Source organism: Listeria sp. LM90SB2 (assembly GCF_028867355.1).
In the GTDB taxonomy this organism is placed as follows: Bacteria; Bacillota; Bacilli; order Lactobacillales; family Listeriaceae; genus Listeria; species Listeria monocytogenes_B.
Genome location: NZ_CP046449.1, coordinates 1868772 through 1884804, shown reverse-complemented (window position 1 = coordinate 1884804; position 16033 = coordinate 1868772). Strand labels below are relative to the sequence as shown.

The 16033-nt window shown below is 39.9% G+C and carries 14 protein-coding genes; all 14 read left to right on the top strand.

What is annotated here, in order from left to right:
- Positions 1–28 precede the first annotated feature (28 nt).
- The 14 genes from sdaAB (at position 29) to lipA (ending at position 15881) form a co-directional block, all read left to right on the top strand.
- Positions 29–691: an L-serine ammonia-lyase, iron-sulfur-dependent subunit beta gene (sdaAB, locus tag GL301_RS09320; RefSeq protein ID WP_003728301.1), complete on the top strand. Its 663-nt coding sequence runs from the start codon at positions 29–31 to the stop codon at positions 689–691.
- Between the two features lie 135 nt (positions 692–826).
- The gene (gene sdaAA, locus GL301_RS09315) at positions 827–1717 is read left to right on the top strand and encodes an L-serine ammonia-lyase, iron-sulfur-dependent, subunit alpha (RefSeq protein WP_003728302.1); all 891 of its coding nucleotides are present in this window, start codon (positions 827–829) and stop codon (positions 1715–1717) included.
- A complete protein-coding gene (recG, locus tag GL301_RS09310) occupies positions 1710–3758 on the top strand; it encodes an ATP-dependent DNA helicase RecG (protein ID WP_003728303.1) in 2049 nt (682 codons plus the stop codon). The genes sdaAA and recG overlap by 8 nt, the downstream gene beginning before the upstream one ends.
- A 181-nt stretch (positions 3759–3939) precedes the next feature.
- The gene (gene fapR / locus GL301_RS09305; protein ID WP_003723871.1) at positions 3940–4509 is read left to right on the top strand and encodes a transcription factor FapR; all 570 of its coding nucleotides are present in this window, start codon (positions 3940–3942) and stop codon (positions 4507–4509) included.
- A 20-nt stretch (positions 4510–4529) separates the two neighbouring features.
- Complete coding sequence (gene plsX / locus GL301_RS09300; protein WP_003723870.1) at positions 4530–5543, top strand: phosphate acyltransferase PlsX; 1014 nt, start codon at positions 4530–4532, stop codon at positions 5541–5543.
- Entirely contained in the window at positions 5536–6477 is a 942-nt protein-coding gene (fabD, locus tag GL301_RS09295; protein ID WP_070298250.1) for an ACP S-malonyltransferase, read from the top strand. Before plsX ends, fabD begins: the two co-directional genes overlap by 8 nt.
- 3 nt (positions 6478–6480) lie before the next feature.
- Positions 6481–7224 (top strand): 3-oxoacyl-[acyl-carrier-protein] reductase, encoded by a 744-nt coding sequence (gene fabG, locus GL301_RS09290; protein ID WP_003723867.1) that lies wholly within the window; start codon positions 6481–6483, stop codon positions 7222–7224.
- Positions 7225–7330: 106 nt separating this feature from the next.
- Complete coding sequence (locus GL301_RS09285) at positions 7331–7564, top strand: acyl carrier protein (RefSeq protein ID WP_003723866.1); 234 nt, start codon at positions 7331–7333, stop codon at positions 7562–7564.
- Positions 7565–7758: 194 nt separating this feature from the next.
- The gene (gene rnc / locus GL301_RS09280) at positions 7759–8448 is read left to right on the top strand and encodes a ribonuclease III (protein ID WP_003726332.1); all 690 of its coding nucleotides are present in this window, start codon (positions 7759–7761) and stop codon (positions 8446–8448) included.
- A gap of 22 nt (positions 8449–8470) precedes the next feature.
- A complete protein-coding gene (gene smc, locus GL301_RS09275) occupies positions 8471–12031 on the top strand; it encodes a chromosome segregation protein SMC (protein WP_003726331.1) in 3561 nt (1186 codons plus the stop codon).
- Positions 12032–12045: 14 nt separating this feature from the next.
- Positions 12046–13032: a signal recognition particle-docking protein FtsY gene (gene ftsY / locus GL301_RS09270; protein ID WP_003726330.1), complete on the top strand. Its 987-nt coding sequence runs from the start codon at positions 12046–12048 to the stop codon at positions 13030–13032.
- Positions 13033–13144: 112 nt separating this feature from the next.
- Positions 13145–13477, top strand: coding sequence for a putative DNA-binding protein (locus GL301_RS09265; protein ID WP_003728307.1), 333 nt, complete (start codon positions 13145–13147; stop codon positions 13475–13477).
- Between the two features lie 12 nt (positions 13478–13489).
- Positions 13490–14842 carry a signal recognition particle protein gene (gene ffh / locus GL301_RS09260; RefSeq protein ID WP_003726328.1) on the top strand — a complete coding sequence of 451 codons (1353 nt, stop codon included), beginning with the start codon at positions 13490–13492 and terminating at the stop codon, positions 14840–14842.
- A gap of 142 nt (positions 14843–14984) precedes the next feature.
- Positions 14985–15881: a tyrosine/lipid phosphatase LipA gene (lipA, locus tag GL301_RS09255; RefSeq protein ID WP_003726327.1), complete on the top strand. Its 897-nt coding sequence runs from the start codon at positions 14985–14987 to the stop codon at positions 15879–15881.
- Positions 15882–16033: the final 152 nt, after the last annotated feature.

The window sequence follows — 16033 nt, the reverse complement described above, 5'->3', positions numbered from 1 at the left end:
TAAATGAATAGAAGAAAGGATGATTTTAGTGAAATTTAATAGCGTATTTGATATTATTGGTCCTGTAATGATTGGTCCGTCAAGTTCTCATACTGCCGGCGCTAGTCGTATTGGTGCCATTGCACGAGCTGTTTTTAATGAACAACCATCCCAAGTAGATATTCATTTATATGGTTCTTTTGCCAAAACCTATAAAGGTCATGGTACTGATGTAGCTTTGATTGGCGGATTGCTCGGCTTTGAGCCAGATGATCCGCGCATGAAAGAATCTCCGAAGCTAGCTGAAGAGTGGGGCATGCGCATTCAGTTTATCGAAGAAGTAGAAGAGCCACCTCATCCAAATACGGTAAAGCTAGTATTAAAACATGGTATGCAACAAATGACATTAATTGGTGCATCCATTGGTGGCGGAAAAGTAGAGATTATTCGCTTAAACGAATTTGAACTAGAATTTACTGGAACTGCTCCAGCTATCCTTATTTTACATCAAGACAAATTTGGCGCGATTGCTGCAGTATCTTCCGTGATTGCCGACCATAAAATCAATATCGGACAAATGAAAGTGTCCCGTAAAGTAAAAGGCGATGAAGCGTTAATGGTCATTGAAGTAGACCAACAAGTTGAACAAGCTTTAATTAGCAAAATTGCTGAATTACCAGGGATTTATCAAGTAGCAAGTGTCATGATTTAGTAGTTTTCTAGTAAATCGGTGGCTTTCGCTCGATTTGTGTAAAGCCAAATGTGCGTAAACAAAACGTGCATTTGGCTTTATTTTGAGTTGTAAATCAGGTATGTTGGTAAAGGGTAAAGAAAGTGAGTGTGGACAATGTTTAGAACTGTAGCAGAATTAGTAGATATCGCTGAACGCGAGAACTTAACTATTGCTGAAATTATGATCAAGCGTGAAATGAATATTTCTGGTTTACCGCGGGAAGAAATAACAGCTGCGATGGAACGGAATTTAGATATTATGGAAGAAGCTATTCGTGAAGGTGAGGCGGGAGTTACTTCTACAACTGGCTTAACAGGCGGAGATGCCGTCCTAATGCAAGACTATATCAAAAAAGGAAACTTCTTATCAGGCGAAGTGTTACTTGATTCTGTAGCAAAAGCAATTGCGACGAATGAAGTTAATGCTTCGATGGGCGTTATTTGCGCAACACCAACGGCAGGAAGCGCGGGGGTTGTGCCGGGCGTACTTTTTTCCTTAAAAGATCGTCTAGAAATGTCGCGTGAGGATATGGTGAACTTTTTATTCACAGCAGGTGCCTTTGGGTATGTTGTTGCGAATAATGCTTTTATAAGTGGAGCGGCTGGTGGCTGTCAGGCAGAAATTGGCTCAGCAAGTGCGATGGCTTCGGCGGCGATTGTAGCAGCAGCCGGTGGGACGCCAGAACAATCAGCACACGCGATGGCTATGACAATGAAAAATATGCTTGGACTTGTGTGTGATCCTGTAGCAGGGCTTGTAGAAGTTCCATGTGTTAAACGTAATGCCCTTGGTTCCTCGCAAGCAATTATTTCAGCAGATATGGCGCTCGCAGGTATTAAGAGCCGCATTCCATGTGATGAAGTAATTGAAGCAATGCACCGCGTAGGCTTACAAATGCCAAGCTCTTTAAGAGAAACGGCAGAAGGAGGATTGGCGGCTACACCGACTGGACGTGCAATTCAGCGGAAGATTTTTGGACTGTCGCCAGAAGATAAGCGTGAGTGAACTTAAACGAATCCCGACAACTGAAATCAAAGGAATTGGCGAAGAAACAGCGAAAACGTTAAAAGAGTTAGGTTTATCCACCGTGCATGATTTGCTTTGGAACTTCCCGTATCGCTATGAGGATTATCGGTTGCGGGATTTATCAGAAGTGGCGCACGAAGAACGGATTACCATTCAAGGCGAAGTCCTAACAGAGGCAACCGTTGCTTTCTACGGTCGCAAAAAATCCAAGCTCTCTTTCCGCGTCTCAACTGAAGGGCAAGTCATCAAAATCGATTTTTTCAACCAACCCTATTTAAAAAGTAAAATAAGTGTTGGCGAAACAGTGACAATCTCTGGCAAATGGGATAAGAGCCGCGCCCAAGTTACAGCCAGCAAAATAAAAATAGGCGCTGTCGAAAGTGAAGAAGAACTAGAAGGCGTTTACCGTCTAAAAGGAACGCTACGCAATAAAACAATGCAAAAATATACGAGACTTGCTTTTGATAGTTATAGTCAAGATATAGAAGAAGTTATTCCAAGCAATTTATTAGAAAAGTATCAATTAATGGATCGCCTAGAAGCAGTGCGCATTCTGCATTTTCCTAAAAATAATGAGGAATTGAAACAAGCTAGGCGCCGAATGGTCTACGAAGAATTCTTGTTATTCCAATTGAAAATGCAGTTTTTCCGTAAAATTGAACGCGAGAAATCAGGCGGAATTTCGATTAATTACGATGTAGAAGATTTGCGCCATTACATTGATTCCTTGCCATTTCCACTAACAAAAGCACAAAAACGAGTAGTCAATGAAATTTGCGGTGATATGTTATCACACTTTCATATGAATCGTTTGCTACAAGGAGACGTTGGCTCAGGTAAAACAGTTGTAGCATCTATTGCCATGTATGCAGCTGCCAAAAGTGGCTTCCAAAGCGCACTCATGGTGCCAACCGAAATTTTAGCCGAGCAACATGCGAATTCCTTAGTAGAGCTGTTGCAACCTTTTGATATTACAGTTGGCTTACTAACGAGTAGTGTGAAAGGCAAACAGCGCAGAGAATTACTAGCAATGCTTGAAAATGGCTCCATTGATGTTTTAATCGGAACGCATGCATTAATTCAAGACGAAGTAATTTATCATCGCCTAGGTTTAGTTATTACTGACGAGCAACATCGATTTGGCGTAGCGCAGCGTCGTGTTCTTCGTGAAAAAGGGGAATATCCGGATGTTTTATTTATGACCGCAACCCCAATTCCTAGAACGCTTGCCATTACAGCATTTGGCGAAATGGATGTATCGATTATCGATGAACTCCCAGCTGGTCGAAAAGAAATTGAAACTTACTGGGTAAAACATCAAATGCTTGATCGCGTTATCGGTTTTATGGAAAAAGAAATCGACAAAGGCCACCAAGTCTACATCATTTGTCCGCTAATTGAAGAATCTGAAAAACTAGATGTGCAAAATGCGATAGACGTTTTCAACATTCTACAAAATAAATGGGGCACTAAATATATTCCAGGTCTAATGCACGGTAAACTATTACCAGCAGATAAAGAGCAAATTATGCGCGACTTTAATAATAAAAAAATTGATTGCCTTGTTTCGACCACAGTAGTGGAAGTTGGTGTAAACGTGCCAAACGCTACCATGATGGTCATTTACGATGCCGACCGTTTTGGTTTAGCGCAGTTGCATCAACTTCGGGGCCGAGTTGGGCGCGGAGCAGATCAGTCTTACTGTATTTTAATTGCTGACCCAAAAACCGAAGTCGGCAAAGAACGTATGATGATTATGTCAGAAACAAACGATGGCTTCGTTGTCAGCGAACGCGACCTAGAACTTCGTGGCCCAGGAGATTTCTTCGGCAGAAAACAAAGTGGTGTTCCAGAATTCAAAGTAGCAGATATGGTTCACGATTACCGGGTACTGGAGATCGCCCGCCAAGATGCCGTTCACATGATCTTTGAAGAAGATATGTTAGAGAACAAAAACTACGAAAAATTAGTAGCACTTCTGGAGGAAGAAGGCGTCTTCACGGAGCAAAAACTAGATTAAACCTATGTAACAATCTTTAAAAAAACTTGCAACTTGGCTTGATTTTTAATAACATATTAAAGTACCAATAAATACAAAGGAAGTTCTGAATGTTATCCGACAGAGGTAACTTCCTTTTTTTACCTACTGTTTAGTAGCTGGTATTAATACCTTTCACAAAAAAAGAGATGAGGATACGTGCATGAAAAAATATTCTAAAAAGGATCGTCAAATGAAACTTCAAGTTGCGATTGAAGAAAATCCTTTCATAACAGATGAGCAGCTTGCAGAAAAATTTGGGGTCAGTGTGCAAACTATTCGTCTAGATAGAGTAGCACTTTCCATCCCCGAACTCAGAGAGCGAATCAAACATGTTGCGAGTGTCAATTATGCCGATGCAGTAAAAAGCCTTCCCATCGATGAAGTGATTGGTGAAATTATTGATATTCAACTTAGCAAGAGCGCTATTTCGATTTTTGATGTGCGTAGTGAGCATGTTTTTAAACGAAATAAAATCGCTCGTGGGCATCATTTGTTTGCCCAAGCTAATTCCTTAGCAACCGCCGTCATCCCAAATGAAATAGCTCTAACAACACAAGCAACCGTTCGCTTTGTTCGTTCTGTAAACGAAGGAGAACGCATCATCGCAAAAGCAAAAGTACGTCCGGCAACAGACAACAGAGCTATTACAATCGTAGACGTGAAAAGCTATGTTGGAGATGAAATTGTACTTAAAGGCAAATTTGAAATGTATCACGCAACGCAAAAATGAAAATAAAGGACTGACGTATAATGAAAATTGCTGTAGATGCGATGGGTGGAGATCATGCACCAAAAGAAATTGTTTTAGGTGTGATGAAAGCTGTGGCCCAATATAAAGATGTTGAAATTCTTCTTTTTGGAGACGAAACAAAAATAAATGAATATTTAACTGATAAAACCCGCGTAAAAATTATACATACCGATGAAAAAATTGAAAGTGATGACGAACCAGTTCGCGCTGTAAAACGGAAGAAAAAAGCTTCTATGGTACTTGCTGCCCAAGCGGTAAAAGACGGAGAAGCAGATGCTTGTATTTCAGCTGGAAACACAGGGGCTTTAATGTCTACTGGATTGTTTGTTATTGGTCGTATTAAAGGGATTGACCGTCCAGCACTTGCACCAACACTACCAACCGTGACAGGAAAAGGCTTTGTTATGCTTGATTTAGGAGCAAATGCGGAAGCAAAACCAGAACATTTATTACAATTTGGTTTAATGGGCTCGGTTTACGCAGAAAAAGTGCGTAAAATTGATCGTCCTCGCGTAGCGCTTTTAAACATTGGAACAGAAGAAACAAAAGGAAATGATTTAACAAAAAAATCATTCGAACTTATGAAAAATCAAGACGCTTACGAATTTATCGGCAACATCGAAGCGCGTGATTTATTAATGGATGTAGCAGATGTTGTTGTAACCGACGGATTTACTGGTAATATGGTACTTAAGTCCATCGAAGGAACAGGCGCCGCTTTCCTAAGTATGCTAAAAATGAGTTTGCTTAATGGCTTTAAAAATAAAGTCGCAGCAAGCTTCTTGAAAAAAGATTTAATGGCTTTAAAAGCAAAAATGGATTATAGCGAATATGGCGGTGCTTGTTTGTTCGGTGTTCAAGCTCCAGTTGTAAAAGCCCACGGTTCATCCAATGCGAATGGTATTTTCACCACAATCCGTCAAGTACGTGAAATGGTTGAAAAACAAGTGGTCGAAACAATTAAAGCAGAAGTAGACAAAGTAAAAGTAGGAGGAACAGAATCTAATGACTAAAATTGCATTTGTATTTCCCGGTCAAGGAGCACAAAAAATTGGCATGGGACAAGATGTAGCAGCAGAATATCCTGAAGCAAAAAAAATCTATGATGATGCTGACGAAAGACTCGGGTTTTCAATCACAGAAATTATTACAGAAGGTCCAATTGAATTATTAACGAAATCCGAAAACGCACAACCAGCTTTAGTTTCCACAAGTGTTGCTATTTTACGCGCTTTAGAAACATATGGTGTGAAAGCTGATTACGTAGCGGGACATAGCCTTGGTGAATATAGTGCGCTTGTTGCTGGCGGATTTTTAGAAGCAAGTGATGCGATTTACCTTGTACGTAAGCGCGGTGAATTAATGGAAGCAGCTGTACCAAATGGTGCTGGCGCAATGGCTGCAGTTCTTGGTGTAGACCGGGAAACATTAAAAACAATCACCGAAGAAGTAACTAAAGAAGGCGATGCAGTACAACTTGCTAACCATAACTGCCCAGGACAAATCGTTATTTCTGGAACAACAGCTGGCGTTGAAAAAGCAGGCGGAAAAGCAAAAGAAAGTGGCGCAAAACGCGTATTACCACTTGCTGTTAGCGGACCTTTCCACTCTAGCTTAATGGAACCAGCCGCACTTGCTTTCCGTGATGTTTTAGCAGAGGTTAAAATTTCTGATGGTCAGATTCCAGTGGTTAATAACGTGGACGCTAAAGAAACTACGGATAAATCCGAAATTAGCGATAAACTAATCAAGCAAATCTATTCTCCAGTATTATGGGAAGATATCGTCGAAGAATTAATTAAAAACGGCGTAGATACGTTTGTCGAAATTGGTTCTGGAAAAGTCTTAGTAGGCTTAATTAAAAAAATTAATCGTGATGTAACTGTACTGTCAGCAGGTGACGCTGAATCAGTGAAAAGCGTTGCAGCGACATTGAAAGGAGAATAATTAATGACTTTACAAGGCAAAGTAGCAGTAGTAACAGGTGGATCACGCGGAATTGGTCGTGACATCGCCATCAAATTAGCCAAAGAAGGCGCAAATATTTTCTTCAATTACAATGGTAGTCCAGAAGCTGCAGAAGAAACAGCAAAACTCGTTGCTGAACATGGTGTAGAAGTAGAAGCAATGAAAGCAAATGTAGCCATTGCTGAAGATGTAGATGCCTTTTTCAAACAAGCAATCGAACGCTTTGGTCGTGTGGACATTCTTGTGAATAATGCGGGAATTACACGTGATAACTTATTAATGCGTATGAAAGAAGACGAATGGGATGACGTAATTAATATCAACCTAAAAGGAACTTTCCTTTGTACAAAAGCAGTAAGCCGTACAATGATGAAACAACGCGCAGGTAAAATTATCAACATGGCATCTGTTGTTGGTTTGATTGGTAATGCAGGTCAAGCAAATTACGTAGCAAGTAAAGCGGGCGTTATCGGTTTAACAAAAACAACTGCTCGAGAACTTGCGCCCCGTGGTATTAACGTAAATGCTGTTGCTCCTGGTTTCATTACAACAGATATGACCGACAAATTAGATGAAAAAACAAAAGAAGCAATGTTAGCGCAAATTCCGCTTGGTGCTTATGGAACAACGGAAGATATTGCAAATGCAGTTCTTTTCCTAGCGAGCGATGCTTCGAAGTATATTACTGGTCAAACACTATCTGTTGATGGCGGAATGGTGATGTAAAATTGGTTAATGAATGCGAATTTAATTGGCTCGCATTACTTTAAATATTTTTGTTTACGTAGGAGAAATAATCCTATATAATACTTGGAGGGAGGTGAAGTGAAAAATGGCAGAAGTATTAGAAAAAGTTACAAAAATCATCGTCGACCGTTTAGGTGTCGAGGAATCCAAAGTAACTTTAGAAGCTTCCTTCAAAGAAGATCTAGGTGCAGATTCTCTAGATGTTGTTGAATTAGTAATGGAACTTGAAGACGAGTTCGGAGTTGAAATCTCTGATGGCGACGCTGAAAACATTAACACAGTTGGTGATGCAGTGAAGTACATAGAGGCGAACGCATAAAACTTTATGTGACCGGATAAATGAGGGTGCCCGTGTTACTTATCTTTGCTGTGGTAACTTCCGCACGCGAGACAAGTAGCGCAGGTGGCCTCTTTTTCAAGGTCACGAGATTTTGTTGGTTCATTTTCTAAGCAGCTTTTTGCTAGTGGCTGTTTAGAAAATGAACTTGCTTATTAAAGAGAGGAGCAAGTGAAATGAATCAATGGGAAGAGTTACAAGAAAGCGTTGGATTCGATTTTAAAGATGTTGAATTATTAAAACAAGCATTCACACATTCCTCATATGTGAACGAACACCGCCGGGAAAATGTGAAAGATAATGAACGCTTAGAATTTCTTGGTGATGCAGTCCTTGAACTCACTGTATCGAATTATCTATTTAACAAATATCCAGATATGGCAGAAGGACACATGACAAAAATGCGCGCAGCAATTGTTTGTGAGCCTTCTTTAGTCGAGTTTGCAGAAGCAGTACATTTTTCTAAATACGTACGACTTGGTAAAGGGGAAGAAAAAGCCGGTGGAAGAACTCGTCCGGCACTTCTGGCGGATGTATTCGAATCATTTATCGGCGCGCTTTATTTAGATAATGGGATTGACAAAGTTGTGACATTTTTAGAACGTGTTATTTTTCCAAAAATTGATGCAGGGGCATATCTACAAACAGTGGATTATAAAACGCAACTGCAAGAAATTGTTCAACGGGACCGTGATGTCTTGATCGAATATGATATCCTTGGCGAAACAGGACCAGCGCACAATAAAGCATTCGATGCCCAAGTAATTGTTAACGGACAAGTACTCGGAAAAGGCAGCGGCAGAACAAAAAAACAAGCAGAACAAAGTGCGGCACAATTTGCTATAAACCAACTAACACACAGATAAACAAAAATGGAGGTGTCCGGACATGTTATTAAAACGATTAGAAATGAATGGCTTTAAATCCTTTGCTGACAAAGTTGCGATAGATTTCGTGCCCGGCATGACTGCAGTTGTAGGGCCAAATGGCAGCGGGAAAAGTAATATTACAGAAGCAATCCGCTGGGTACTTGGTGAGCAGTCCGCTAAATCGCTCCGTGGTGGCCGAATGGGTGATGTTATTTTTGCTGGAAGTGATACACGGAAACCAATTAATTTTGCGGAAGTGTCACTTATCCTCGAAAATGAAGACCATTTTTTACCACTTGATTATAGCGAAGTAGCTGTTACTAGACGTATTTACCGTAATGGTGATAGCGAGTTTTTAATTAATAAAGAAAATTGTCGACTGAAAGATATTGTCGATTTATTTATGGACTCTGGACTTGGAAGAGAGTCTTTTTCGATTATTTCGCAAGGGAAAATCGATGAAATTCTGAACAGTAAACCAGAAGAACGTCGCTCGATTTTTGAAGAAGCAGCCGGCGTATTAAAATATAAACACCGTAAAAAACAAGCAGAAAATAAATTATTTGAAACCGAAGAAAATTTAAACCGAGTACAAGATATTTTATACGAATTAGAAGGACAACTGGAGCCGCTTGAAATGCAAGCTTCTATTGCGAAAGATTATTTATTCCAACAAGAAGAACTAGAAAAATACGAAGTGACTTTACTCGCGAGCGAAATCAGTTCCTTAACAGAAAAACTAGCCGAAGTTCGTAAAGAATTTGGTGAAAATCAAACGGTTTTAATTAAGCTACGCGAAGAATTACATGCCGAAGAAGCGGTTATTTCACGCGAAAAACATGCACTGAATGAAACAGATATTGCGCTTGATAATTTACAAGAACGTCTTTTAGTTGAAACGGAAAAACTGGAACAACTAGAAGGAGAGCGAAATCTCCAATTAGAACGTAAAAAGCACAGTAGCGAAAATGAACAAGTTTACGCAGAAACACTGGCGGCAATTACGGAAAAAATTACTGCCTTGGAAGAGCAAAAAGAAGTTCTAAGTAGCTCAAAACTCGAAAAAGAAACAGCACTTGAAATTGCGGTCAAAGCGAAAAAAGAGCTAGAAGTAACACTTGCCAAATACGATGATTTATCCGAAGAAGCAATCGAAAACCGCAAAAGTGATTATATTGATCTGCGCCACACGCAAACGACAATTAATAATGATTTAGGTTATATTGAGCGCCAAATCGGTCAGATCACGAGTCGAATTGACAAGTTAGATTTAGAAAATAGCCATCATATCGATGATAGAAAAGATATGCTCGCTCAAATAGAAACAACCAAAACACATTTAACAAAAATCCAAAGTGAGCTTACGGAACAAATGGAAATTTACCGTGAAGTACAGCAAACTTTAGCGAAACAAGAAGCTGTTTTTGGAACGCAAGAACGTGCGCTTTATAAACATTATGAAACAGTGCAACAAATGAAATCGCGGAAGGAAACATTAGAGGAGTTGGCGGATGATTATGCTGGCTTTTTCCAAGGTGTCCGGGAAGTCTTAAAAGCGAAAAAAGAAATTCCAGGGATTTTAGGTGCGTTAGTAGAACTCGTAGAAATACCCGCGAAGTACCAACAAGCCATGGAAACAGCGCTTGGGGCAAGTGCGCAGAACGTTGTCGTAGAAGATGACCGCGTTGCTCGTGAAGCCATCAGTTTCTTGAAGAAAACGAAAAGTGGCCGCGCAACTTTCTTACCACTTTCGACTATTCAACCTCGCGAACTTCCAGCTGCAACGAAAAACGCTTTAAGCAACCAACCTGCTTTTATCGCACTTGCAAGTGAAGTCATTTCTTTTGATGAAAAAGTTTCTCCGGTTATTTTGAATGCTCTAGGGACAACGATTTTGGCGAAAGATTTAAAAGGGGCGAATACGCTCGCTCGCTTAGTCAACTTTAGGTATCGCATTGTGACACTGGAAGGGGACGTAGTGAATGCCGGTGGTTCGATGACTGGTGGAGCAACCAAAGGCGGAAAATCGTCTATTTTAACGAGAAAACATGAGTTAGGCCAATTAGCAGAGAAAATTACCGAGTTAAACGAAGCCACTCGTGAAATGGAATCTGCGGTTCAACTAGCTAAAGATAGCATGGCGAAAAAACGTGAAGAACTCGAAGAAACACGAGGAATCGGTGAAAATTTACGTTTACAAGAAAAAGAATTACTTGGAAAACTAGACCGAGAAACCGAGAATCTAGAACGCTTCAATAAACAACTACAACTATACGATATTGAAAAAGCAGACGGTAGCGAAGAATTAAACAAACTACTGGAGCGAAAAGAAACTTTACTACATGAACAAGTCGAAATCGCAAAACAAATCGAAGCAACCGATGAAGAAATCAAAGCGATGACAAGTTCAAGCAAAGCACTAGAAAGCAAACGTGCAGCAGATTTAGAAAGTCTGTCATCCTTAAAAGCGCAAATCGCCGCTAAACGAGAGCAACTTCAATCTGCTACAGAAGCCGTCGAGCGAGTAACGACAACGCTACATGAAAATTACGAACAAAAAGAAGCGGCTGAACAAAAACTAGCTTCCTTAAAAACCAACTTAACTAGCGTTCATACAAGCGAAGAATCAGCTAGAAAATCCATTGAAGAACTGCGCAAAGATAAGGCTGAAACAAGCGAAAAACTTGCGCAAACAAGACAAACTCGTGCTGAACTACAAGAAAAATTAGAACTATTAGAAGCCGAATTAACACAAAAAAATAATCAAATCAGTTTTTACGTGGAGCAAAAAAATAATGCAGAAATAAGCATCGGTCGTTTAGAAGTAGATATTAATAACCGAATTGATCGTTTGCAAGAAGCTTACTTACTAACACCAGAGCAAGCCGAAGAAAAAATCTTGCCAGAAGTAAATACCGAACAAGCTCGTTCGAAAGTTCGTTTATTAAAACGTTCTATCGATGAATTAGGTATCGTCAATATTGGTGCCATCGAAGAATTTGAGCGTATCCAAGAACGTTTTGACTTCCTAAACAGGCAACAAGCGGACTTACTTGCCGCAAAAGAAACCCTTTTTAAAGTCATGGACGAAATGGACGAAGAAATGAAAATTCGTTTTAGTGAAAGTTTTGAAGCAATTAAAACCGAATTTGCGATTGTTTTCCCTGAGCTATTTGGTGGAGGTAGCGCGGAACTGGTGCTCCTTGATCCAGAAAATCTCCTAACAACCGGGATTGATATCGTCGTTCAACCACCTGGGAAAAAATTACAAAACCTATCGCTTCGTTCTGGCGGAGAACGTGCGCTAACGGCGATTGCATTATTATTTGCTATCATTCGCGTTCGCCCAGTACCATTCTGTATTTTGGATGAAGTAGAGGCGGCTTTAGATGAAGCCAATGTTACACGATTCAGCCGTTACTTAAAGCAATTCGAGTCCGGCACGCAGTTCATCGTTATCACACATCGTAAAGGAACAATGGAAGAAGCCGACGTATTATACGGCGTCACCATGCAAGAGTCCGGCGTCTCCAAACTAGTATCAGTTCGTTTAGAAGAAACAGCTGAACTCATTAAATAAAAGGAGTAAACAAAATGACCTTTTTTAAAAAATTAAAAGATAAAATAACTCAGCAAACTGATTCTGTTTCTGGAAAATTTAAAGATGGCTTATCCAAAACACGCGGCAACTTTTCCGGAAAAATTAACGAAATGGTTGCTCGCTATCGTAAAGTCGACGAAGATTTCTTTGAAGAACTAGAAGAAATCCTTATCGGAGCAGACGTTGGTTTTGAAACTGTCATGGAACTAGTCGATACGCTACGCCGTGAAGTTCAACTTAGAAACATCAGTGATCCAAAAGACGTACAAGAAGTGATAGTCGAAAAATTAGTCGAGATTTACCAAGGAGACGAAAAAGAAGACGAAGCACTTCATATCGAAGAAGACGGGCTAACCGTTATCTTGTTTGTTGGTGTGAATGGGGTTGGTAAAACAACCTCCATCGGAAAAATGGCTCATCGCTTTAAACAAGAAGGTAAAAAAGTGATGTTAGCTGCTGGCGATACATTCCGTGCTGGTGCCATTGATCAATTAGAAGTCTGGGGCGAGCGTACCGGCGTCGATGTTATTAAACAAGCCGAGGGAAGCGACCCTGCAGCGGTGATGTTTGATGCCGTTCAAGCAGCAAAAGCACGCAAAGCGGACGTTTTACTTTGCGATACAGCTGGCCGTTTACAAAACAAAGTCAATCTAATGAACGAATTAGAAAAAGTAAAACGTGTCATTACGCGTGAAATTCCTAATGCGCCGCACGAAGTTTTACTAGTACTTGATGCTACAACTGGCCAAAATGCTTTCGTTCAAGCAAAACAATTTAAAGAAACAACCGACGTAACAGGCATTATCCTCACAAAACTGGACGGAACTGCCAAGGGTGGTATTGTTATCGCCATTCGCAATGAACTAGATATTCCAGTGAAATTCGTCGGTCTTGGGGAACAAATGGACGACCTACAAGCCTTTGATGCAAATGAATATGTGTATGGCTTATTTGCTGATATGGTTGATAACGAAAAATAATCAGAGAAAGCCGAATGATTCTCGTCATTCTGGCTTTTTTCTCTTTTGTTTAACCTTCCTTGACATTCCCGCGATTTCCCCGTATCCTTTAAAAGGAGAGAGGTGAAATGCCTTGTTTGAGAAGACAAACCGTATGAATTTATTATTTGATTTTTACCAGGAATTACTAACAACAAAACAAAAAGCCTATGTTTCTTTTTATTATCTAGATGATTACTCGCTAGGCGAAATTGCTGAAGAATTTGAAGTGAGTAGACAAGCCATTTATGATAATATTAAAAGAACCGAAGAAAGCCTAGAAAAATACGAAGAAAAACTAGGGATGCTAAAAAAATACCAACAACGAGAAAAACTTTTTAGTCAATTAGAAGCACAATTAACCAAGAAGAATTTTCTGGACGAGCAAGTGAAAGATACGCTCGAACAGCTTAAAAATATCGATTAGGAGGCCAGAATCATGGCATTTGAAGGACTAGCTGGAAGACTCCAAGAAACAATGAACAAAATTCGCGGCAAAGGGAAAGTAAACGAAGCTGACGTAAAAGAAATGATGCGTGAAGTTCGTCTTGCTCTACTTGAAGCCGATGTTAACTTTAAAGTCGTTAAACAATTTATTAAAACAGTAAGCGAACGTGCTGTCGGCGCGGACGTTATGAAAAGCCTAACACCCGGCCAACAAGTTATCAAAATCGTTCAAGAAGAACTAACAAGCTTAATGGGCGGAGAAGAAAGCAAAATCGGAACAGCGGACCGCCCACCAACCGTGATTATGATGGTAGGTTTACAAGGGGCTGGTAAAACAACGACTTCCGGCAAACTTGCTAATTTATTACGCAAAAAATATAACCGCAAACCATTACTTGTCGCAGCAGATATTTACCGACCTGCCGCAATCAAACAATTAGAAACACTTGGCAAGCAATTAGATATGCCGGTATTTTCTCTAGGAGACCAAGTAAGCCCGGTAGAAATCGCCAAACAAGCTATTGCTAAAGCAAAAGAAGAACATTTAGATTATGTTATTATCGATACAGCGGGTCGTCTTCATATTGACGAAACGCTAATGGATGAGTTAAAACAAGTGAAAGAAATTGCAACGCCAACCGAAATCCTGCTTGTTGTCGATTCCATGACTGGGCAAGATGCTGTCAACGTGGCGCAAAGCTTCAACGAACAATTAGAAATTACAGGTGTCGTGCTAACCAAATTAGACGGTGATACACGTGGTGGTGCAGCGCTTTCGATTCGTTCCGTCACTGGCAAACCAATTAAATTTATCGCGACTGGTGAAAAAATGGAAGCTCTAGAAACTTTCCATCCAGATCGTATGGCTTCCAGAATTCTCGGCATGGGCGATGTGCTTTCCCTGATTGAAAAAGCGCAAACCGATGTAGATACAGAAAAAATGAAAGCTATGGAACAAAAAATGAAAGACAACAGCATGACGCTAGATGACTTCTTAGAACAGTTACAACAAGTAAAACAAATGGGACCACTAGATGAACTACTTAAAATGATGCCAGGGGCAAACAAAATGAAAGGCCTCGACAACATGAACGTCGATGATAAACAACTAGGTCATATTGAAGCAATTATCAAGTCAATGACCAAAAATGAAAAAGACAATCCAGATATCATCAATGCAAGTAGAAGAAAACGGATTGCACGTGGTAGCGGACGTCCGGTTCAAGAAATTAACCGTCTCCTAAAACAATTTGGTGAAATGAAAAAAATGATGAAGCAAATGACTGGTGGCGGCAAAGGCAAAAAAGGCAAAAATCCATTCGGCAATTTCAAAATGCCATTTTAATTCTAAAAGTCAAAACCCATTCCGGGTTTTGGCTTTTTTTCATACCTTAACATCCCTAAAATCATTTCTTTACAAACCCTTCATTCAACCAACAAATTGCGTTGCTATAATGTACAAGAAGCTTACAAAAGGAGGAGAAAGAATGAAACATTGGGTAAAAGTAACAGGGGCAGGGGTGCTAAGCGCGACTTTACTATTAGGAGGATGCGGAGCGCAGTCAGAAGAAAAAGCGGAGGCAAACGTTAAAACCGAGCAAACAGTCAAACCAGGAAGCCAAATTAAATTAGAAGGTGCTGTAAATGTCCGGGACTTAGGCGGATACAAAACAACGGATGGACTAACTATCAAGCCACATAAACTCATTAGAAGTGCCGAACTCGCTAACTTAAGTGATTCGGATAAAAAGAAACTCGTAAATACATACGATTTGTCTCATATAGTTGATTTCCGAACAAGTTCAGAAGTCGCAGCCAAACCAGACCCAAAACTCACAGATGTTGACTATACGCACGATTCTGTGATGAAAGATAATGGTGCATCTACAAGCACACAAGATTTAACTGCCAGCCTAGCCAAAATGGATAATCCAGAAACATTTCTCATTAATGCCAATAAGAGCTTTATTACAGATGAAACTTCGATACAAGCCTATAAAGATTTTTTTGATATACTATTAGCAAACCAAGATGGATCTGTTCTTTGGCACTGTACAGCTGGAAAAGATCGTGCTGGATTTGGAACCGCCCTCGTTCTGTCAGCATTAGGAGTGGATAAAAACACAGTCATTAACGATTATATGCTTTCCAATAAATATCGTGCCCTCGAAAATAAAAAAGCAATTGAAGCCGTTGCAGCAAAAACAGATAATAAAAAAGTGATTGATGGAATGACAGCCGTAATGGAAGTTCGTGAATCTTATATCAATGCAGCCTTTGATGAAATTGATGCAAAATATGGTTCGATGGACAACTTTTTAAAAGAAAAACTCGGACTAACCGATGCTAAAAAAGAACAACTAAAAAAAGCCTATCTTTATTAAAAAAGTAAGCCCTTGAAAAAGGGCTTTTTTTTTGCGTACAAATAGAATCTGAAGTGAAGAACCATTTTAAAAAGATTTGTATACAATTGAAAGACAATTCGTGTAATGTTAACTTCTATAGGTCTTAATACCCTATTAGGAACAGTGCTAAA